The organism is Clostridium sp. FS41 (genome assembly GCF_000954015.1).
Classification (GTDB): Bacteria; Bacillota; Clostridia; order Lachnospirales; family Lachnospiraceae; genus Enterocloster; species Enterocloster citroniae.
Genome location: NZ_JYHN01000046.1, coordinates 95,768 through 115,089, shown reverse-complemented (window position 1 = coordinate 115,089; position 19,322 = coordinate 95,768). Strand labels below are relative to the sequence as shown.

The 19,322-nt window shown below is 51.4% G+C and carries 19 protein-coding genes; 16 read left to right on the top strand and 3 right to left on the bottom strand.

The features are described 5' to 3' along the window. Window positions 1-6 precede the first annotated feature (6 nt). Entirely contained in the window at window positions 7-1,041 is a 1,035-nt protein-coding gene (locus CLFS41_RS07400) for a substrate-binding domain-containing protein (RefSeq protein ID WP_007859933.1), read from the bottom strand. A gap of 211 nt (window positions 1,042-1,252) precedes the next feature. Between CLFS41_RS07400 and CLFS41_RS07395 the strand changes: the two genes are divergently transcribed. From CLFS41_RS07395 to CLFS41_RS07340, 12 genes are all read left to right on the top strand, one after another. After that, window positions 1,253-1,693, top strand: a complete 441-nt coding sequence (locus CLFS41_RS07395; RefSeq protein WP_045091893.1) for a tripartite tricarboxylate transporter TctB family protein — start codon at window positions 1,253-1,255, stop codon at window positions 1,691-1,693. Window positions 1,694-1,715: 22 nt separating this feature from the next. Further along, the gene (locus CLFS41_RS07390; RefSeq protein ID WP_045091892.1) at window positions 1,716-2,771 is read left to right on the top strand and encodes a tripartite tricarboxylate transporter substrate binding protein; all 1,056 of its coding nucleotides are present in this window, start codon (window positions 1,716-1,718) and stop codon (window positions 2,769-2,771) included. 21 nt (window positions 2,772-2,792) lie between these two features. Continuing rightward, on the top strand, window positions 2,793-4,331 hold the full coding sequence (locus tag CLFS41_RS07385) for a tripartite tricarboxylate transporter permease (protein WP_007859930.1): 1,539 nt from the start codon (window positions 2,793-2,795) through the stop codon (window positions 4,329-4,331). 3 nt (window positions 4,332-4,334) lie between these two features. Beyond that, window positions 4,335-5,780: a sulfatase-like hydrolase/transferase gene (locus CLFS41_RS07380; protein ID WP_045091891.1), complete on the top strand. Its 1,446-nt coding sequence runs from the start codon at window positions 4,335-4,337 to the stop codon at window positions 5,778-5,780. Between the two features lie 258 nt (window positions 5,781-6,038). Then, entirely contained in the window at window positions 6,039-6,272 is a 234-nt protein-coding gene (locus CLFS41_RS07375; RefSeq protein ID WP_007859928.1) for an HPr family phosphocarrier protein, read from the top strand. Between the two features lie 307 nt (window positions 6,273-6,579). Continuing rightward, window positions 6,580-7,332, top strand: coding sequence for an SseB family protein (locus tag CLFS41_RS07370; protein ID WP_007859927.1), 753 nt, complete (start codon window positions 6,580-6,582; stop codon window positions 7,330-7,332). Between the two features lie 191 nt (window positions 7,333-7,523). Continuing rightward, window positions 7,524-9,773 carry an EAL domain-containing protein gene (locus CLFS41_RS07365; protein ID WP_040415003.1) on the top strand — a complete coding sequence of 750 codons (2,250 nt, stop codon included), beginning with the start codon at window positions 7,524-7,526 and terminating at the stop codon, window positions 9,771-9,773. Window positions 9,774-9,817: 44 nt separating this feature from the next. After that, a complete protein-coding gene (locus CLFS41_RS07360) occupies window positions 9,818-10,798 on the top strand; it encodes an AraC family transcriptional regulator (protein ID WP_045091890.1) in 981 nt (326 codons plus the stop codon). A gap of 140 nt (window positions 10,799-10,938) precedes the next feature. Then, window positions 10,939-12,360 carry a rhamnulokinase family protein gene (locus CLFS41_RS07355; protein WP_045091889.1) on the top strand — a complete coding sequence of 474 codons (1,422 nt, stop codon included), beginning with the start codon at window positions 10,939-10,941 and terminating at the stop codon, window positions 12,358-12,360. Window positions 12,361-12,376: 16 nt separating this feature from the next. Beyond that, entirely contained in the window at window positions 12,377-13,627 is a 1,251-nt protein-coding gene (locus CLFS41_RS07350) for an L-rhamnose isomerase (RefSeq protein ID WP_045091888.1), read from the top strand. Between the two features lie 70 nt (window positions 13,628-13,697). Beyond that, window positions 13,698-14,525: a rhamnulose-1-phosphate aldolase gene (rhaD, locus tag CLFS41_RS07345; protein ID WP_007859918.1), complete on the top strand. Its 828-nt coding sequence runs from the start codon at window positions 13,698-13,700 to the stop codon at window positions 14,523-14,525. A gap of 244 nt (window positions 14,526-14,769) precedes the next feature. After that, window positions 14,770-15,165 carry a pyridoxamine 5'-phosphate oxidase family protein gene (locus tag CLFS41_RS07340; protein WP_007859917.1) on the top strand — a complete coding sequence of 132 codons (396 nt, stop codon included), beginning with the start codon at window positions 14,770-14,772 and terminating at the stop codon, window positions 15,163-15,165. Between the two features lie 58 nt (window positions 15,166-15,223). Here CLFS41_RS07340 and CLFS41_RS07335 read toward each other — a convergent pair whose 3' ends face one another. Beyond that, window positions 15,224-15,547: a helix-turn-helix domain-containing protein gene (locus tag CLFS41_RS07335; protein WP_007859916.1), complete on the bottom strand. Its 324-nt coding sequence runs from the start codon at window positions 15,545-15,547 to the stop codon at window positions 15,224-15,226. Between the two features lie 203 nt (window positions 15,548-15,750). On the opposite strand from CLFS41_RS07335, the gene CLFS41_RS07330 reads away from it, so the two are divergent. The 4 genes from CLFS41_RS07330 to CLFS41_RS07315 all read left to right on the top strand — a co-directional run bounded on the left by CLFS41_RS07330 (window position 15,751) and on the right by CLFS41_RS07315 (window position 18,865). After that, window positions 15,751-16,728, top strand: a complete 978-nt coding sequence (locus CLFS41_RS07330) for a hypothetical protein (protein WP_007859915.1) — start codon at window positions 15,751-15,753, stop codon at window positions 16,726-16,728. Next, window positions 16,725-17,522, top strand: coding sequence for a protein-ADP-ribose hydrolase (locus CLFS41_RS07325; RefSeq protein ID WP_045091887.1), 798 nt, complete (start codon window positions 16,725-16,727; stop codon window positions 17,520-17,522). The genes CLFS41_RS07330 and CLFS41_RS07325 overlap by 4 nt, the downstream gene beginning before the upstream one ends. A 230-nt stretch (window positions 17,523-17,752) precedes the next feature. Then, window positions 17,753-18,163, top strand: a complete 411-nt coding sequence (locus tag CLFS41_RS07320) for a MarR family transcriptional regulator (RefSeq protein WP_007859913.1) — start codon at window positions 17,753-17,755, stop codon at window positions 18,161-18,163. Window positions 18,164-18,184: 21 nt separating this feature from the next. Further along, window positions 18,185-18,865, top strand: coding sequence for a DUF554 domain-containing protein (locus tag CLFS41_RS07315; protein ID WP_007859912.1), 681 nt, complete (start codon window positions 18,185-18,187; stop codon window positions 18,863-18,865). 6 nt (window positions 18,866-18,871) lie between these two features. Here CLFS41_RS07315 and CLFS41_RS07310 read toward each other — a convergent pair whose 3' ends face one another. Next, window positions 18,872-19,273 carry a metal-dependent transcriptional regulator gene (locus CLFS41_RS07310; protein ID WP_007859910.1) on the bottom strand — a complete coding sequence of 134 codons (402 nt, stop codon included), beginning with the start codon at window positions 19,271-19,273 and terminating at the stop codon, window positions 18,872-18,874. Window positions 19,274-19,322 lie beyond the last annotated feature (49 nt).

Below are 19,322 nucleotides of genomic sequence, written 5' to 3'. Positions count from 1 at the left end.
TTATCCCTACAGGGGAAGGTTATTCTTCAGGATCAGGGAGGTGTTGATCTCGTGCTTTGACGGCACCTCATTCCCCAGAACAATGCTGTCAAAGGCAATGGAAACGCCCTTGTATCCCTGTTCATATCCGTTCTGGTCAATGATGGCATTGAGAATCCCATGCTTTAGGGCATCCTTGGACTCCTCAAAAAGTTCGCTTCCGATGATGGTCACTTTGTTCTGGTATCCGATCTCGTTTACCATGGTGCACACCCGTGCCGTGGTTCTTGCGTTATTGGCGTAAATTCCCATGATATTGTCAATGGTGTGGAGAAACTCGCTGAGTGTTTCAAAAAGCTTTTCAGGGTAATAAACATTTTCATATAATTCAATGATCTCGATCAGCGGGTTGCTCTCCGTCATCTGGTCAAAGAATCCACGTACCACCTGGGCATGGTTGTTGGTGTCGCGTTTGGTCCCGATGATGACCACGCGGCATGGCTGCCTGAGGACAGAGCCCAGATACTCGGCTGCCAGACGGCCGGAGCGGTAAGGGTTGGCCATGATGCAGGCGGTGCGCTGGCTGAAGGGGGCGTCTGCGGAAATGGTAAAAACCTGGATGCCCTCGTCTGTAAACCGGTTCAGGACCTCCAGGGAATCAGTCTCATTCCAGACCACGGTGAGGAGGCCGGACAGCTCCTGGTGCCGCGTCTCCCAAATATGGTTCAGGACCTGGAGCTGCTGTTCCTGGCCTCCGTCAAAGGTGATGTCCAGGATCTCCACATGGCAGGGAGACAATTCCTTTGCCCTGTCATGGATCCCCTTCCATATATACTGGTAAAAATACCGGTTGTCATTGGTAGGTCCGGGGAATACGGCGGCGATCTTATAGGTCTTATGGACCGAAGGTTCGCTGTAGTAATTCATGGAACGGGCCAGAGCCAGTATCTCTTCCCGCTTTTCAGGGCTGACGCCCTTTTTGTTATGAAGAGCCTTGTGGACCGTAGCGACCGTCACATTTGCAGTTTTGGCAATATCCTGTAAGGTAATTTTTTTCTCCATCACTGTTTCTCCCATTGATTTTCCTGTATTATACCACTTTTTTACAGAAAATACAAGTAAAAAGAGAAAAAAAGAAAAAAATAAGAGAAAAATTTTCTTGATTATACGAAAAAAATTATAATAAAAGAGAAAAAATTTCTTGATTTTAAGAAAAGAGTGTGCTATTATGACAATATCAAACATAGTAAGGGAGAAAAAAGGAGGCGGGGTTTTGATAAAAGAGAAAAAATTTCTTAAAACCAATTTCTTATCCGGTGTCCTGGCCTGTTGTTTTGGCCTTTGTATGTCCGGGGTGACCGGACTGTCCAGAGGAATCTATCCCATGACGGTATTTGTGCTTTTGATCCTTATCGGGATGGTTCTGCTGGGAAGCGCGGCCAGGGGAGCGCCGGATCAGCCGTTGTCCAGGATATGGTGGAAGGAGATCGTGATGATCCTGTTCCTGTTTATCAATCCGCTTATGGCAGGGACCTTGGGATTTTACTTTGCGGCATTTTTTGTAATTGCCGGCATTTCATGGCTGATCACACCGGTGAAAACAGGGAAGGCGCTGGCAGGGGTTCTGGCGTATTCGCTGTTGGTAACAGTGGCGGCGTTTGCGGTATTTACAGTGGGGTTAAAAATTGTTACACCATCGGGAATTCTGCGTTAGGCAGAGGAAAGGAAGGAAAGTTATGAGGAGAAGTACGGGAAAGAGATTATGGGCAGGAGTCTGCGGGGCATTGCTGGCGGCAGCGGTTTTATCCGGATGTGCAAAGAGTGATTCCGCGCCAAAGGATACAACGGCCCAGGCAGTGACAGGGGAAGCCACACAGGCCGCGGCCAAGACGGAAGATAAGGCCGGGGAACAAGCTGCTGCATCGGCAGCCTATCCTGAAAAAGAGATCCAATGTATTGTAACGGCGGCGGCCGGAGGCGGTACGGATGCCATGGCAAGGGCTGTGTGCACACCCCTTGAGAAGACCCTGGGAAAAGCCATTGTGATCATTAACAATGGAAGCGCCAGCGGTCTGGTGGGCATGGGAGATATCTCACAGGCAGCGGCAGACGGATATACGCTGGGAGTATTTTCCAATACGGATGTGGCCAACTTTGTATATGGGGCCAGTGAATGTGATTTTACCACGGATGATTTTACTTATATTGCAGGACTGAACACAACGGGGGACATCCTTGTTTTGAAAAAGGGTTCCGACATGAAGAACCTGGACGACTTCGTCAGCAAGGCCAAAGAAAAGCCCGGAGAGCTGACCATTGCCCTTCCATCCGCGATCCAGAACCTTTCACTGGATCTGATGAATGAGAAAATGGGGATCGTTACCACCGGCGTTGTCTATGAGGGCGGCAACAAGGTCCTGGCAGACCTGTTGGGCGGGCATATTGAAGCGGGGATCCTCAGCGCAAAGTTCATTTCACAGGCACAGGAGCAGGATCTCACCGTACTGGGAATCATGCTGGGTGACCGCCTGGGAACATTTCCTGACATCTCCACCTTCTCAGAGCAGGGATATGACATTGTGAATCCGGCCGTCAGGATGCTGGTGGGGCCAAAGGGCCTTCCGGAGTCTGTTGTAAATGTTCTGGTGGAAAATTTAAAGCAGGGATATGAAGGCGAGATCAAGGAAAGCGTTTCCAATATTGATGAGGAGCCGGCGCTGCTGACCGGAGCGGACCTGGACGCGTTCTTAAAAGAAGATTTTGCCATGAGAGAAGCCATGTTAAAGAAATAAAACAGGAGAGGAGTGTATCATATGGAGCTGATAACACAGGTCCTGGTCAATTTGTTCAGTGTGCAGACACTGGTGGTGTGCTTTCTGGGCACTGCGGCAGGAGTGATCCTGGGTGCGATTCCCGGCATGAATGGGGGGATAGGGATAGCGGTCATGCTGCCGTTCACCTATGCCATGAGGCCGGAACAGGGACTGCTGTTCCTGGGAGGAATCTATCTGGGATCCTCCTACGGCGGCTCCATATCCGGAATCCTGATCAACTGTCCGGGAACGGCGGAGGCATCCTGCACGGCGCTGGAGGGATACCAGATGACCAGAAAGGGTGAAGGAAAGAGGGCGCTGTATTTTTCCGTTATTGCCAGCGGCATCGGCAGCTTTATCGGATTGATCGTACTGTTATTTTTTGCACCTGTATTGTCCAGCATCTCTGTCAGGTTCGGCCCGCCGGAAATGATGCTGCTGGCCATCTGCGGCCTGACCATTGTGGGCAGCCTGACAGGGAAAAATGTTCCAAAGGGGCTGCTGGCAGCGCTTGCCGGGCTGTTCCTGGCCATGATCGGGATCGATGGAAGCACAGGCGCCATGCGGTTCACCTTTGGCTCCAAAGCGCTCAGGGGAGGCATCAACCTGATCCCGGCCATCATCGGCCTGTTTGCCATTGCGGAGATGATCAAACAGGGGATCGGGCTGAACGGAAACGGGGATGATAAGGAGATCCTGCAGCTCCAGAAAGCCAGGTTCATCGATATCTGGAAGGAGACCTGGAGAAACTATACCGGCGTGCTGCTAAAGTCATCGGCTATCGGAACCTTTATCGGGATCCTGCCGGGAACAGGCGGAGCGATCGCTTCCTTCCTGGCCTACGGGGAAGCCAAGGGAAGGGATAAGAAAGGAACCTTCGGGCAGGGGAACCCGGCGGGGATCGTGGCGCCGGAGAGCGCCAACAATGCGGCAGTGGGCGGATCCCTGGTTCCCATGCTCTCCCTGGGAATACCCGGCTCCTCCACCTCGGCCATCATGTTCGGCGCCCTGACCATCCACGGTCTGGTGCCTGGGCAGAGATTGTTTGTGGAGCATGGGGATATTGTATACACGTTTATCCTGGGAATGTTTTTGGCAGCCGTTATTATGATGGTGATCGGGATATTCGGAATCCCTGTGTTTGCATCCATCCTGAAACTGAATATACGGCATATCATCCCCGTGGTTCTGATGTGTTCCCTGATCGGCGCATATAGCGTGAATAATTCCGTGTATGACGTATATGTGGCCATTGGCATGGGAATTTTCGGGGTGGTGCTGGCCAAGCTGGGAATCCCCAATACACCCGTGGTTCTGGGGCTGATCCTGGGAAGTATCATTGAGAGCAACTTTGTGAGGACTTACACCATAGTTTCAGCCCAGGGCAGGAACATTTTCTTGTATGTGCTGGCCAGGCCGCTGTGCATCGGTATCCTGCTGCTGACAGCTTATCTGATCTATGCCAATATAAAAGCCCTTAGAAAAGGAAAAGAAGTGCAGCAGGACTCTAATATTGAACAGGACCTGCAGGAGGAATAGAGCATGAAACCCAATATAATTTATCTGTTGTCAGACCAGCATAACCAGAGCGTTATGGGAGCCGCCGGGGACCACTGGGCACGCACCCCTAACCTGGACCGTCTTTACGCCAGAGGAACGGCGCTGGATTCCTGCTATTGCGCGGCCCCGCTGTGCGTGCCCAGCAGATCCTCCATCCTCACCGGCCTTTTGCCCACCGGGAACGGGGTCTATAATAATATGCAGTGCCTGCCGTCCGACAAGGCCACCTTTGTAAACTCCATGACCGTGGGGGGATATGAGACGGTTTTGTGCGGAAGAATGCATTTTGTGGGAAATGATCAGCGCCACGGATATGAAAAACGTCTGGTGGGCGATATCACCCCCTGCTTTATCGGAGGGGACAATGAAGCTGAGATTTATGGGGAGTTTAAACGCTCCTCTGGACAGAACCTGACCTCCATTAAAAAGTCAGGGGCAGGCCGCTCGGCAGTACTGGACTATGATGAGGATGTTGCGTCAGAGGCCTGCCGCTTTCTGAAGGAGAGGACCGATGAGCGTCCATTGTTTATGACCGTGGGCTTTTATGGCCCCCACTGTCCCTACATAGCGCCGGAAGAATTATACCAACACTATTATGAATGTCTCCCTGAGATCCATTTTCCTGATCAGGAGGAAAAGGACGCCATGCATCCGGCCATCCGGAAATGGTATGCCAACAGGAATATGGAAAAAGTGACCCCTGAGGATGTGCGCAGGATACGGGCGGCTTACTACGGTATGGTGGAGTATGTGGACGGCCTTATAGGCAGGATCCTGGAAACCGTTGAAAAAACAGCGGGATGGGAGAACACCATTGTAGTATACGGCTCCGACCATGGAGATAATATCGGGGAACACGGTTTGTTCTGGAAAACCAATTTTTATGAAGGCTCATCCCATGTACCCATGGTGTATGTCTGGCCGGGCGTATTTCCGGAAGGAGGCCATGTGGGCGGTTTCACTAGCCTGCTGGATATTGCGCCCACGTTTTTGGAACTGTCGGGATGCCAGCGTCTGCCGGACCAGGACGGCATAAGCCTGGTGTCCAACCTGAAAAAAGGGACGCCTGTGCCTTCTGACAGGGAGGTGGTATCAATGTGCAGCGACATCAAGGGGGATGATCCCAGCGCCATGCTGCTCCTTGGGTCCTATAAGCTGGTAAAGCATGCCGGATACCAGGTAAGCCAGCTGTTTGACCTGGAGAGGGATCCCGGGGAACTGGAGGATCTGGGTGCCAGGCCGGAGTATGGAGAGACCGTAAGGGACCTGGAAAACCGTCTTGGGCATTACTGGAACGGGGAACAGGCATTGGAACGCCTGAAAAAGGACCTGTTTCATTTCCGCATGATGAAACAGTGGTATGACATTGTGAAACCGGATGTGATCGAAGAGTGGAGAGGGGATCCTGAACAGAACTATCTGGTATAGAGCTTGTCTGTGTTTGATTGAACAGTTACGATCTGGTATAAAATGCCCGGGGGAATGATACAGGAAAACATTGGATAAACCTTAAGTAAATCTTACTTATACCTTAAATCGTTAAATTTTACTCAATATCAAAAAATTCTACCATGGAAAAAAGTGGCTGAAACTTTTATACTTATTGCAATATAAATGGTTGGCATAGATTTCCATACCCTTGTCCAATGAGGGGAAAAACCATTATATACAAAGGAGTGTAATAGAATGACAAGTATGTTGGTAAAATTTGAAAAACCCAATCAGGTGGTGGATTTTGTAAATACGATCAGCCGCTATGATTATGACGCAGATATAAAGTACGGCAGCCACATGGTAGACGCCAAGTCCATACTGGGCGTCCTTTATCTGGCAGTGTCCCGCACCGTGGAGCTGGTTCTGCACACGGAGGAGTCAAACTGCAGGGATCTAAAGCAGAGACTTGCCAAATTCGCGGTGTAGGATCAAGCGGATGGGTCCGCAAGCCGGGAACAGGCGGATATAGGCATGGATATAGGCATAAAGGTATAAGGCATTAGGGATATAAGGCAGGATACAGGAACAGCACAAGGTATGGATTTCCATCAGCGGAAGCCATACCTTTTTGATTCCTGGAAAAAAGTAAAAAAGATTTTATATTATTTAAATAGCATAAGAATGAATGGGGTGGTATAATAACAAGCGATAGTCTGTTTTAAGTACGCTGTGCGGCCCGGTTTTCATATCCTGCCCGGCTGTGCTTGGAAGGAAAGAAGAGGAGAAGAACTACATGAATGATAACAAATCCACAGGAAATCAGGAAGTAATCCAGCGCTTAAAGAGTGCTGAGGCACTCTATGTTTTAATATCCGGCTGCACCAAGGAGCCATATATTGTCTGCGATCCGGAATCGTTTGATGATGAGACCTATATGTTTTTTACGCCAGAGGATGCCCAGGCAAAGGCTGGCGAACTGGCAGGCGGCAACATTGATGTTAAGGTGGCAAAGCTGGAAGACAGGCAGATGCTTATGTTTTACACCAGCCTTTATACCATGGGAGTGAATGCCTTGGCTGTCACGGAGGGTGCAGAGGAAAGGCATATCCAGCTGGCTGATTTTGTAAGACGGGACAGACCGGCCCAGGATCCGGAAGGCAAGATGTGGGTGGAGAACCCGGAACTGCATCTCACCGCCCTCTACTACATGCAGGAACTGAGAAAACAGCCTGCACAGGAGAACAGCCCCCAGTTAAGGGAGTGGCAGGAAGAGATATCCAATTACTTTGCTAAAGGCAGCTTCATTGTTCCCGTACAGAAAGAGGGGAACGGCATACCTGTCATCAAGTTAAACGACCAGGAGGTGTATCAGGCGATCTTTACTGATATTATGGAGTTCCAGAAGTTTAACAGGGAAAACCAGCTGCGTCCCCTTGTCATAACCGCGGACAAGATCCCCCAGATCCTGGTGGCAGAGGCTGTGGGAGTGCTTTTAAACCCCATGGGAGTGCGGATGCCGCTGCAGATCAAGAAACAGGCTGAATAAAGATAAGAAAACAGGCAGACCCCCCTGCCTGTTTTTTGTATTTTCAGGTATTAGGAGCCCTTGGGACGCCCATTTTTCTTGCTATTTGAGTTCAAATATATTATGATTAAACCAATTTAGAAATCAGGACAACACCGGATGGGAGCACTCCCGACCAGGGGGTTCTGAAGAAAAAGGCCGGGGTATATGAGATGAGTACGACAGATGGAAAAACGCACAGGCTAATGGACACGGTCCTTCCCTTACTGCTGTGCCTGTGTTTTATTGCCAGCAGCTTATTGTTCCTGGTGCAGATGATCATAAAGAACCAGGTGGAGAATATTGAGTATCTGTACAATGCATCTGACCAGAAAAAGACTACGATTGTAAAGCAGGTCCAGGGCGATCTTCAGACGTTGGAGGGGCTTGGGATTATGCTGGGAGGGATGGACGAGAGTGAGCGTGAACGTCTCCTGCCCATTCTCCGTGATATTAATAATGAAAATGCATTCATACGCATGGGGTTTGCCAGGCTGGATGGAGACGCGTGGTTTGTGGATTTAAACGGTAAGGTCTATGAACGCAATCTGAAGGACATGGAGTTTTTCCAAAAAGCCCTGCAGGGGAAGAATAATATATCGGACGTGTTTTCGGATGACCTTCAGGAGGGACAGTACATCAATTATTACGGCGTGGGGATCAAGACGCCGGCAGGAGAGACCATAGGCGTTCTCTGCGCGGTGCACACAGCCGATGTTTTAAGGAGCATCCTGGACGCTCCGGTACTCAGCGGTCAGGGATTTTCCAATATAATCAGCAGCAGCGGGGATTACATCATGCGCTCCATTCATGCGTTCCCCGGGGATATATTGCCGGAGAACAAGGAGGCGCTGCGAAAGGCCATAGAGGAGGGCGGTACCGGGTCCTTTGAAATGACCGACAAGTATGGAAGAGAACAGGTGTCTGTTATCGTGCCCCTCTTAGAAGGCAGATGGTACCTTCACAGCATGGTGCCCCAGAACGTGCTGCGGGCCAGATATATAGAGACCACCATGGGGATCATGGCCATTATCGTGGTGGCATGCTGCCTGTTTGCCCTGTTTATCAGCAGGCAGAGGAGCATGGCGGCCCGGGCCCAGAAGATGCTCATGGATCTGGCCTACAATGATAGGCTTACAGGCCTGCGCAATTATGACGGATTTAAGGTGGATGCCAGGCAATTCCTTGGAAGGGATGACCTGCCCTCCTGTATTTTGTGGTACGGAGACTTAAAGAAGTTCAAATTCATCAATGATATTCTGGGGTATGAGGAAGGGGATAAGATCCTGAGGATCATATCTGAGTACCTGGTGGACAAGGAGTCAAAGGACTGCATCTCCTGCCGTGTGTCGGCTGATAATTTTGCGGGGATCTGCAGGTGCGAAAGCCAGGAACTTTTTATGGAGCAGGTCTTGTCCCTGAATCAGTACATAAAGGATTCCGGTGTTGAGGGGCAGGATTTTATCGAACTGTCCATCGGCGTTTACCGGCTTGCTCCCGGTGACAGTGAGACATCCATTGACGTGCTGGTGAATTACGCCAACATGGCTCATAAGATTGCAAAGGAGAGGTCCGGAAGCAGCTGCGCGCTGTATGATGACGAGATCAGACAGCAGCAGATCGAGGATTCCTTAATGGAGGCGGAAGCTGAAAAAGCCTTAAGGGCAGGGGAATTCAAGGTCTACATGCAGCCCAAGGTGAACATTCAGAACCACAACCGGATCGCGGGGGCGGAAGCCCTGGTGCGCTGGCTCAGTCCATCCAAGGGCCTGATCCCGCCTGCCAGTTTTATCCCTCTGTTTGAAAAGAGCGACCGGATCGTCCTGCTGGACCGGTACATGTTTGAACAGACATGCGGATGGTTCAGGCGCTACCTGGATGAGGGCGGCAGTCCCATCAGCCTGGCTGTCAATGTGTCAAAGGTGGGGCTGCTCCAGAAGGATTTTATAGAGTATTATGCAAAGACCAAACAGAAGTACCGGCTGCCGGACGGCTATCTGGAGCTGGAGTTTACCGAGGGAGTCCTGTTAAATGATACGGATCTGTTCTCCGACATTGTGAGGAAGCTTCAGTCCAAGGGCTTTATCTGTTCCCTGGATGATTTCGGTTCCGGCTACAGTTCCCTTAACCTGCTGAAAAACCTGCCCATTGACGTGCTGAAGCTGGACATCATGTTCTTTCACAAGAGTGAGGACAGTGAAAAGGAACGGATCGTGGTCTCCAATTTCATACACATGGCCAAGGAGCTGAGGATCAAGACCATTGCAGAGGGTGTGGAGTCTGTGGAAAATGTGGATTTCCTCAGAAGCTGCGGCTGTGACGTGGTCCAGGGATATGCCTTTTTCAAACCCATGCCCCTGGAAGACTTTGAACATTTAGTGAACGAGCTGGGAGACCGGCAGCTGGAACCGGAGAACGTGTGACATGGTTGGAAAAGGTGTGACACGGATAAAAGGGGGAATAGGCAGTGAATCAGGAGATGGTCGAACGCCTGAGTGTGATCACCCGGGAAGAGCAGGATATCCTTAGGGGGAACCGCGAGATAGACAGGACCCTTTATATGGACCGTGGTGATATGGTCATAGACAGCAGGAAGCTGCTTCACGCAGGTAAGATGATAACGATCCGGCCCCATACGCGGTTTGTCCATTTCCCTGCCCATACCCACAACTATGTGGAGGTCATCTACATGTGCCAGGGGCATACCACCCATATAGTGGATGGCAACCGGATGGAATTAAAGGCCGGGGAGCTGTTGTTTTTAAACCAGCACGCCACCCAGGAAATACTTCCGGCAGGACGGGATGACATAGGGGTGAATTTTATTATCCTGCCTGAGTTTTTTGACACTGCCTTCCGGATGATGGGGGAGGAAGAGAATCTGCTGCGGGAATTTCTGGTGGGCTGTCTCTGTGATGATACCAGGTATGACAGATATCTGCATTTCCAGGTGTCGGATGTACTGCCCATTCAGAACCTGATGGAAAATATGGTGTGGTCCCTGCTCAATGAACAGCCGGGCAAGCGCAGCATCAACCAGGCCACCATGGGCCTTGTGCTCCTCCATCTCATGCACTATACAGGCAGATTGAGGATGAGCCCTGATTCAGGACAATCCCTGGAACAGAAACTGACCTTCCAGGTGCTCCGGTATATTGAAGAGCATTACCGCGAGGGCACCCTGGCGGAGCTGGCCGGCATCATGGGATATGACGTATACTGTTTGAGCCGCATGATCAAGCAGGTCCTGGGGCGCAACTATAAGGAACTGCTCCAGGTAAAGCGCTTAAACCAGGCCGCATTCCTGCTGCAGAATACAGGGATGAACATTGTGGATATCAGCGTGGCTGTGGGGTATGACAATACCAGCTACTTCCACCGCATATTCAAGGGATATTACGGTCAGTCCCCCAGGGAATACCGGTTGAGCCAAACGCTTTCCGATTGAGGGATACACTGCAAATAAGGACGCAAAATCTCCACAAGTTGCGTTCTTATTTTTTTGCCCTTTTTGCGGTATGATTTTTATATGGTTTCCGGGGCAGAGACCGCGGGAGGGCATGCAATATACAAGGAGGGGTGACGGGAATGTGCAATTATTATCTGGCAGTGGATATCGGAGCGTCCAGCGGGCGCCACATCATTGGCTGGGTTCAGGATCATGTGATGAAGGTCCGGGAAATATACCGTTTTTCCAATGGGATGGAGTCTGTAAACGGCCGGCTTTGCTGGAATACGGACAGGTTGTTTGAGGAAATCACAGCCGGAATGAGGGAGTGCAAAAAGCAGGGGATCATTCCCCGCACCATGGGCATCGACACCTGGGCCGTGGACTATGTGCTTTTGGACAAACAGGGACGCAGGCTGGGAGAAAGCGTGGGGTATCGGGACGGACGCACCAAGGGGATGGACACCAGGGTGTACGGGATTATTTCTCCGGAAGACCTGTATGCCCGTACCGGCATCCAAAGGCAGACATTCAACACAATTTACCAGCTGATGGCCGACCGGTGCCAACAGGGGAAGCGGCTGGAACAGGCGGACGGTCTGCTGATGATCCCGGATTATTTTCACTATCTGCTCACCGGAAAGAAGCGGCAGGAGTATACCAATGCCACAACCACCCAGTTGGTGGATGCCCGTACCGGAACATGGGATGAGGAGCTGATCGGGATGCTGGGATATCCGAAGCATTTGTTTGGCGCCCTCTCCATGCCGGGAACCGTGGTGGGCAGCCTCAGGGGGGAGATACGCCGGCAGGTGGGATTTGACTGCAAGGTGGTGCTTCCGGCAACCCACGATACCGCCTCCGCCGTGATGGCTGTGCCGTCCAATCAGGAACATGTGCTCTATATCAGTTCCGGGACATGGTCCTTGATGGGCACTGAGCGGCCATATGCCGACTGCGGGCCAGAAAGCCGCGGGGCCAATTTCACAAATGAGGGCGGATATGAACACAGATACCGTTACCTGAAAAATATCATGGGCCTTTGGATGATCCAGTCCGTGAAAAAGGAGTGGGAAGCGGAGGGGGAGCGTTATTCCTTTGGGGAAATATGCGAACGAGCGTCCAGGGAAAGGATTGCCTCCATTGTGGACTGCAATGACAGCTGTTTCCTGGCGCCGGACAGCATGTGCAGGGCTGTGGCGGACTTCTGCAATGCCGGCGGACAGCAGGTCCCAAGGACCAGGTGGGAGATGGCTGCCGTGATCTATAACAGCCTGGCAGTCTGCTATGGGGCGTGTGTAAAGGAACTGGAGCAGCTGACAGGGATTTCCTATGACAGGATCCATATTGTGGGGGGCGGGGCCAATGCCGATTATCTCAACCGCCTGACGGCAAATGCAACCGGCAGGACCGTGTACGCAGGGCCCGCGGAGGCCACGGCCATCGGCAACCTGGCGGCGCAGATGATAAAGGGCGGTGAATACGCAAGCCTTGCGGACGCAAGGGAGAGTATTTTCAGGTCCTTTGAAATAAAGACATATCACAGCAAAAGCAACCATTGAAAGGGGTAAAGTCAGGATGAATGCAAAGGAAAGATATGAATCAGCAAGAGAAATATATGGAGCCATTGGCGTGGATACCGAGGCGGCCATGGAACAGTTAAGGAACATTCCCATCTCAATGCATTGCTGGCAGGGCGATGACGTTATGGGATTTGAGGGCGCGCAGGCCCTGTCGGGGGGAATCCAGGCAACCGGCAATTATCCGGGCCGTGCAAGAGATCCCCGGGAACTTATGAGCGACATCAAAAAGGCGTTGAGCCTGATCCCGGGAAAGCACAGGCTGAATCTTCATGCAAGCTATGCCATATTTGAAGAGGGAGAGAAGGTGGACAGGGACCGGCTGGAGCCCAAGCATTTTGCCAAATGGGTGGAATTTGCCAAGGAAATGGGACTGGGGCTGGATTTTAACCCCACCATGTTCTCCCATCCCAAGGCGGAGAATGCAACCTTATCCAGCGAGGATCCCAAAATCCGGAAATTCTGGATCGACCACTGCAGGGCCTGCATCCGCATCGGCCAGTATTTTGCGGAGGAACTGGGCACTCCCTGTTCCCTTAACATATGGATACCCGATGGATTTAAGGATATTCCGGCTGACCGCACCTCGCCCAGGGCAAGGCTTAAGGATTCCCTGGACCGGATCCTGGATATGGATTACCGTAAGGAAAAGGTCCTGGTGGCCGTGGAGTCAAAGGTATTCGGCATTGGAATGGAGAGCTGTACGGTGGGTTCCCATGAGTTTTACATGAACTATGCTGCCTCCAGGGGAATCATGTGTCTTCTGGACAGCGGACATTTTCACCCCACAGAGGTGATCTCTGACAAGATATCTTCCATGCTCCTGTTCTCACCCCAGGTGGCGCTTCACGTAAGCCGCCCGGTGCGCTGGGACAGCGACCACGTGGTGCTGTTTGATGATGAGACAAGGGAAATCGCCAAGGAGATCGTGCGCAATGATCCAAAAAGGGTACTGCTGGCCCTGGATTTCTTTGACGCCAGCATCAACCGAATTGCCGCCTGGGTGGTGGGCATGAGAAACATGCAGAAAGCCTTGTTATATGCCCTTCTGATGCCCGGAAAGTCCCTTGCGGCACTCCAGGAAGAGCGCAGGTTTACGGAGCTGATGATGCTCCAGGAGGAACTTAAAACATATCCATTTGGCGATGTGTGGGATCATTTCTGCGAAGAGAACCAGGTTCCGGTAAAGGAGCAGTGGTTTGAGGATGTAAAGGCCTATGAGCAGGAAGTGCTGTCAAGGCGGAGCTGACAGGGTGTTGTGGAACTGGCAGGGATTTATATACATAGTTACGAAAAAATAAAAAGTGAGGAACATGGAAATGAACGTATTAGATGCATCTTTTGTACAGGGATTTATCCGTATGTGTGACGATGGCTTTAAGCAGAACTGGCACGAGCGAAACGGCGGGAATTTAAGCTACCGCATCACCCCCGGGGAAGTTGAGGAGATCAGGGAATGCCTGAGCGCAGCGCAGCCGTGGCAGCCCATAGGGACCAGCGTGCCCGGGCTGGCCGGCGAATATTTTATGGTGTCGGGAAGCGGAAAATATATGCGCAATATGATCCTTGAACCTGAGGCAAATGCCTGTATCATAGAGCTGGATGGGACCGGGGAAAATTACCGCATCTGCTGGGGGCTGGTAAAGGGCGGCAGGCCCACCAGTGAACTGCCGTCCCATCTCATGAACCATGAGGTAAAAAAGCAGGCCACGGGCGGAAAGCACAGGGTGATCTACCATGCCCATCCCGCCAATGTGATCGCCCTTACCTTTGTGCTTCCTTTAAAGGACGAGGTGTTTACAAGGGAGCTGTGGGAGATGGCCACCGAGTGCCCGGTTGTTTTTCCTGACGGTATCGGGGTTGTGGAGTGGATGGTTCCCGGCGGAAGGGACATTGCAGTGTCGACCAGCGAGCTGATGAAGCAGTATGACGTGGCGATCTGGGCTCATCACGGCATGTTCTGCTCCGGAGAGGATTTTGACCTGACCTTTGGGCTTATGCACACGGTGGAGAAGTCCGCGCAGATCCTGGTAAAAATGCTGTCCATGCGCCCTGATAAGCTTCAGACCATTACGGCTCAGAATTTCCGGGATCTGGCCAGGGATTTTAAGGTGACCCTTCCCGAAAAATTTTTATATGAGAAATAGGAGGATCGGTATGGCGGGGAAAAGGGCGGTTTGAAACAGTATCATAAAGATAGTTACATACGTTTAGGTGCCTATCTTCCCGCCGGGTGCCTATCTTCCCGCCGGGTGCCTATCCATCCGCCGGGTGCCTATCCCACTTTAAAGTGCGTACTTACCGGATGAATACTGCTTAAGCTATAATCATGAATGTAACCAGTACAGATATACTCTGTAACGAATGCTTAGAAGAAAAGGAGACATTTTCATGAAAAAAGTAGTGGAATTTTTACAGGCTAATCCGGTACAGTACCTGGCAACCGTGGGCAGGGACCACAAGGCCAAATGCCGCCCCTTTATGTTTTGCTTTGAAAAGGATGGGAAGCTGTGGTTCTGCACCAATAACCGGAAGGATGTCTATAAGGACATGCAGGCGAATCCGGAGATTGAGGTGAGTGTTTCTGATCCCGGTTATGCATGGATCCGCCTTCATGGCCGGGTGGTGTTTGAGAACAATATGGAGGTGAAGGAAGGGTGTATGGCCAATCCCATTGTAAAGGGCCAGTATAACAGGGCCGACAACCCGATCTTTGAGGTGTTTTATCTGGATGAGCCCCATGGGGTTATTGCCGACTTTTCCGGCAATCCGCCCTATGAATTCTGATGCAGGTCTGCATGGTGAACATAGATCCTTGTTTTAAGATTGCTCCCGGGTCCTGCAGCTAAATCCTGCTTTTGTACTCGCTGCCCCAGGCGAACATGGAATCCAATATAGGTTTCAGGCTGTATCCTGTTTCTGTGAGCGTGTACTCCACTTTGGGAGGCACTTCGGGATAAACGGTCCGTGTCAAGAGCCCATCCTGTTCCATGGCGCGCAGATGGCTTGTGAGGACCTTTTGTGTGATGCCGCCCACGGAGCGCATCAGTTCATTGAACCGTTTGGTCCCGGTGAGCAGGTCCCGCAGGATCAGGACTTTCCATTTGTCGCCAATGAGCTGCAGGGTCATTTCCACAGGACAATCAGGTATGTTTTTTGTATGTTCCATAAGGGTACCTCCAGGTATATTTTAGATGATACAGTCATATTTGGCTGTATCATATTTATCAGCTGTACAGCCATGCCGGACCGCCTGGGCTTATTATAAACCGCGGCCGTTATTTTTTCAATATGGGCCAGGAAATTTCTGCAGGCAGCCGGAAGGTCTTGGTAAGGTTTCATGGGAGAGACAGCTTGGAAAGAGGGATGAAAATGGATTGGCTTAGGTTTTTAAGCGGCACTTCTGCCGGAGATTACGTGTACCAGGATCTGCCCTATGATCAACTGATCCAAAGGGCGGCATCCATGATCAGCAAGGCGGATGCCGTGTTGGTCGGAGCAGGAGCCGGTCTGTCGGCCGCAGCGGGACTGACCTACACGGGCCGGCGGTTTAAGGAAAATTTCAGTGAGTTTATCGGGAGATACGGGCCTGCTGCCATGAGGGATATGTATGCGGCTGGCTTTTATCCCTTTCCCACGGAGGAGGAGCGGTGGGGCTACTGGTCCAAACACGTCTGGGTGAACAGGATTGAACCGGGGGCTTTACCTCTGTACAGGAAACTGTGTGATATGGTGACCACACGGAAGCATTTTGTGTTGACCACCAATGTGGACCACCAATTCTGGAAAGCAGGCTTTGAAGATAAAAATATATTCGCCACCCAGGGGGATTATGGGAAGATCCAGTGTGCCGGGGCATGCCATGACGTGACCTATGATGCCACGGATCTGTTTGCGCGCATGAATGAGGCCCGCAAAGGCTGCGTTATCCCCTCTTGCATGGTTCCCGTGTGCCCTGTGTGCGGCGGTCCCATGGCCATGAATTTACGGTGCGACCAATATTTTGTGGAGGATGACCATTGGCATCAGGCAGCAAAACGTTACAGCGCGTTCCTGGAGCAGGCGGCTTTGAAGGAGACGGTGGTACTGGAGCTGGGTGTCGGCTTTAACACCCCGGCCATCATACGGTTCCCCTTTGAAAAAATGGTGCGGCAGAATGGGCGGTGGTCCTTTATACGCCTGAATACGGATGGGGCCGCGGTTCCTGCAGATGTGGAAAAACGGGCCGCCGGTATCAATGGCGACATGACTGAAAGTTTGGAGGGCATATGCAGGGCCCTTGAAGGTAAAACTTTGGAAGGCAGGGCTTCAGATAACGGAACGGACAGGGAGAGGAGGCATGACACATGACGCCGGAAGAACAGCGGATCTATCTGATCCGGACATTGGCAGGGGAGATGCCTCAATACAGGAAGGTTGAGATCCCTGAGGATGAGGCGGGGCAAAAACAACTGATCCGGGCACTGATGAACGTGCGTCCGCCCCTTCCGCCGGGCCGTGAGTTCTTAGAGATCCAGGATACATATCTGCGGGACGAGATAATGAAACGCGGAATTGTGGATGCCTCCTCCCTGGCCCCGGTAAAGGAGGGGAGCCGCATCTTTCTTTGGCAGGGGGATATAACCAGGCTGAGGGCGGATGCCATTGTAAATGCAGCCAACAGCGCGCTTTTGGGATGCTTTCATCCGCTGCACTCATGCATTGATAATGCGATCCATTCATTTTCCGGGATCCAGCTGCGCCTTGCGTGCAATGAGATCATGAGAGCCCAGGGGCATGAGGAACCCACCGGCACCGCGAAGATCACTCCCGGATATAATCTGCCCAGCCGGTATGTGCTGCACACGGTGGGGCCGGTTATTTCCGGCCCCCTGCGGGAGAAGGACTGTTGTCTCTTGGCGGATTGTTACCGGTCCTGCCTGGAGCTGGCGGTAAAAAGCGGGATCAGGCCCATTGCCTTTTGCTGCATTTCCACCGGAGTATTTCAATTTCCGCGTGAACGGGCGGCTGAGACGGCCATAGAAACAGTGGCCGGTTTTCTGGAAGGGGATAAGTCCTTAAAACAGGTGATATTTAATGTGTTTGCAGATTTGGACCTGGCTGTTTACAGACGGCTTTTGGAACTGTCCGGAAGGGCCGTATAGAACAAGACGATATAAAATCCAGAGAATATAAAAATCGGAAAAACGTTTCCGGCCCCCATTGATCAGGAGCCGGGGACGTTTTTTTGATTCATGGATCCCGGCATGCACGATCCGGGCATAGATCCGGGAATAAAACCAAAAATCAGGATTGACAGAGCGGACCGTCACCATTATAATAGTTAGATATCTAATAATTAGAATACTAATATATATAAAAGGGGGAGGTGCACATGACATTTCACTATCTGCTGATGGCAAGCCATGCGATCTACAACAAAAAACTGATGGAAATGCTTAGTGATACCGGACTTACCGCTGGCCAGCCCAAGGTTCTTGATTATCTGGGGGACTATGACGGGGCCAGTCAGAAGGAGATTGCGGCCCACTGTTATATTGAGGCCGCAACTCTTACCTCGGTGCTGAACGGTATGGAGACAAAGGGGCTGATCCAGCGCAGGCGGATGAACGGGAACAGACGTACCTTCCATATTTTCCTCACGGACAAGGGATGGGAACAGCAAAAACGGGTCCAGGAGGCTTTCCTGAAAATTGAAGCCGAAACCTTTGAACAGATGGAGCGGGAGGAATGGGAGAAATTTATCCATCAGTTTGCCAGGATACACGAACATTTTGAAAAATAGACGAAAAGAGGAGAAGATATCATGCCGTACGGAGTTATCATCAATTGCATTGCAGTGTTTATAGGAGGGCTGCTGGGAGCTGTTTTAAAAGATTATTTCCCGGACAAATTAAAAGAGGCCCTTCCGGGGATCTTTGGCCTCTCTGCCATTACCATGGGTGTCACATTGATCATCAAGCTGGAAAGCCTTTCCGCAGTCATCCTTGCCGTGATCCTGGGAACTGTGATCGGGGAACTGATGAACCTGGAGACAAGTCTGATGCGGGGGCTTCACAGCCTGGAATCCAGGCTCCCCCTGAGCCTGGACGACAAACAGCTGGACGTGCTGATCAGTATGATCATCCTGTTCTGCTTTAGCGGCACCGGTATTTTCGGGGCCATGAACTCCGCAATGACCGGCGACCATTCCATTCTGATCGCCAAAGCCATTATGGATTTTTTTACTGCTGTGATATTCGGCACCACGGCAGGGTATCTGGTTGGGTTTGTGGCAATTCCCCAGTTTGTGGTCGGGGTCCTGCTGTTTGGGTGCGCCGGATGCGTACTCCCCTACATAACAGGGACCATGCTTGCCAACTTCAAGGCCTGCGGCGGCATCATAACCCTGGCGGTGGGACTTAAGATCGCGGATATTAAGAAATCCAGGGTGTTAAACATACTGCCGGCCATTGTGCTGGTGTTCCCTTTTTCCACGTTCCTCTAAGGAATTTTAAACATGCTCCGGGTCTTCCATGTCAGGCAGTTCATGTCCCTCCGTGATATGGGCTTTGATGGCTTTAAAACTTTTGGCGCTGACCACATGCTCGATGCGGCAGGCATCCTCCACGGCTGTCTGTTCATCCACCCCGAGATAGATCAGCCACTGGGACAGCATGGCGTGGCGTTCGTACATGGTCTCGGCAATCTCCCTCCCCGGTCCGGTGAGGGAGATATGCCCTTCGGAATTGATCTCAATGTATCCGTTCTCCCGAAGGTTTTTCATGGCAACGCTGACGCTTGGCTTGGAAAAGGACAGCTCGTTTGCAATGTCGATGGAGCGGACATAAGGGTTGCGGTGGCCTAACATCAGAATGGTTTCCAGATAATTCTCAGCAGATTCCTGTATTTTCATATAAATCAATCCTTTCAAAACGGTGATATGTTTCCCCCCTGCGATCCTG

Bases quoted from the DNA above. Each gene is read 5' to 3' on its own strand.
- CLFS41_RS07400 (WP_007859933.1), bottom strand. From the start codon at position 1,041: ATGGAGAAAAAAATTACCTTACAGGATATTGCCAAAACTGCAAATGTG.
- CLFS41_RS07390 (WP_045091892.1), top strand. From the start codon at position 1,716: ATGAGGAGAAGTACGGGAAAGAGATTATGGGCAGGAGTCTGCGGGGCA.
- CLFS41_RS07385 (WP_007859930.1), top strand. From the start codon at position 2,793: ATGGAGCTGATAACACAGGTCCTGGTCAATTTGTTCAGTGTGCAGACA.
- CLFS41_RS07380 (WP_045091891.1), top strand. From the start codon at position 4,335: ATGAAACCCAATATAATTTATCTGTTGTCAGACCAGCATAACCAGAGC.
- CLFS41_RS07375 (WP_007859928.1), top strand. From the start codon at position 6,039: ATGACAAGTATGTTGGTAAAATTTGAAAAACCCAATCAGGTGGTGGAT.
- CLFS41_RS07370 (WP_007859927.1), top strand. From the start codon at position 6,580: ATGAATGATAACAAATCCACAGGAAATCAGGAAGTAATCCAGCGCTTA.
- CLFS41_RS07365 (WP_040415003.1), top strand. From the start codon at position 7,524: ATGAGTACGACAGATGGAAAAACGCACAGGCTAATGGACACGGTCCTT.
- CLFS41_RS07355 (WP_045091889.1), top strand. From the start codon at position 10,939: ATGTGCAATTATTATCTGGCAGTGGATATCGGAGCGTCCAGCGGGCGC.
- CLFS41_RS07350 (WP_045091888.1), top strand. From the start codon at position 12,377: ATGAATGCAAAGGAAAGATATGAATCAGCAAGAGAAATATATGGAGCC.
- rhaD (WP_007859918.1), top strand. From the start codon at position 13,698: ATGAACGTATTAGATGCATCTTTTGTACAGGGATTTATCCGTATGTGT.
- CLFS41_RS07340 (WP_007859917.1), top strand. From the start codon at position 14,770: ATGAAAAAAGTAGTGGAATTTTTACAGGCTAATCCGGTACAGTACCTG.
- CLFS41_RS07335 (WP_007859916.1), bottom strand. From the start codon at position 15,547: ATGGAACATACAAAAAACATACCTGATTGTCCTGTGGAAATGACCCTG.
- CLFS41_RS07330 (WP_007859915.1), top strand. From the start codon at position 15,751: ATGGATTGGCTTAGGTTTTTAAGCGGCACTTCTGCCGGAGATTACGTG.
- CLFS41_RS07325 (WP_045091887.1), top strand. From the start codon at position 16,725: ATGACGCCGGAAGAACAGCGGATCTATCTGATCCGGACATTGGCAGGG.
- CLFS41_RS07320 (WP_007859913.1), top strand. From the start codon at position 17,753: ATGACATTTCACTATCTGCTGATGGCAAGCCATGCGATCTACAACAAA.
- CLFS41_RS07315 (WP_007859912.1), top strand. From the start codon at position 18,185: ATGCCGTACGGAGTTATCATCAATTGCATTGCAGTGTTTATAGGAGGG.
- CLFS41_RS07310 (WP_007859910.1), bottom strand. From the start codon at position 19,273: ATGAAAATACAGGAATCTGCTGAGAATTATCTGGAAACCATTCTGATG.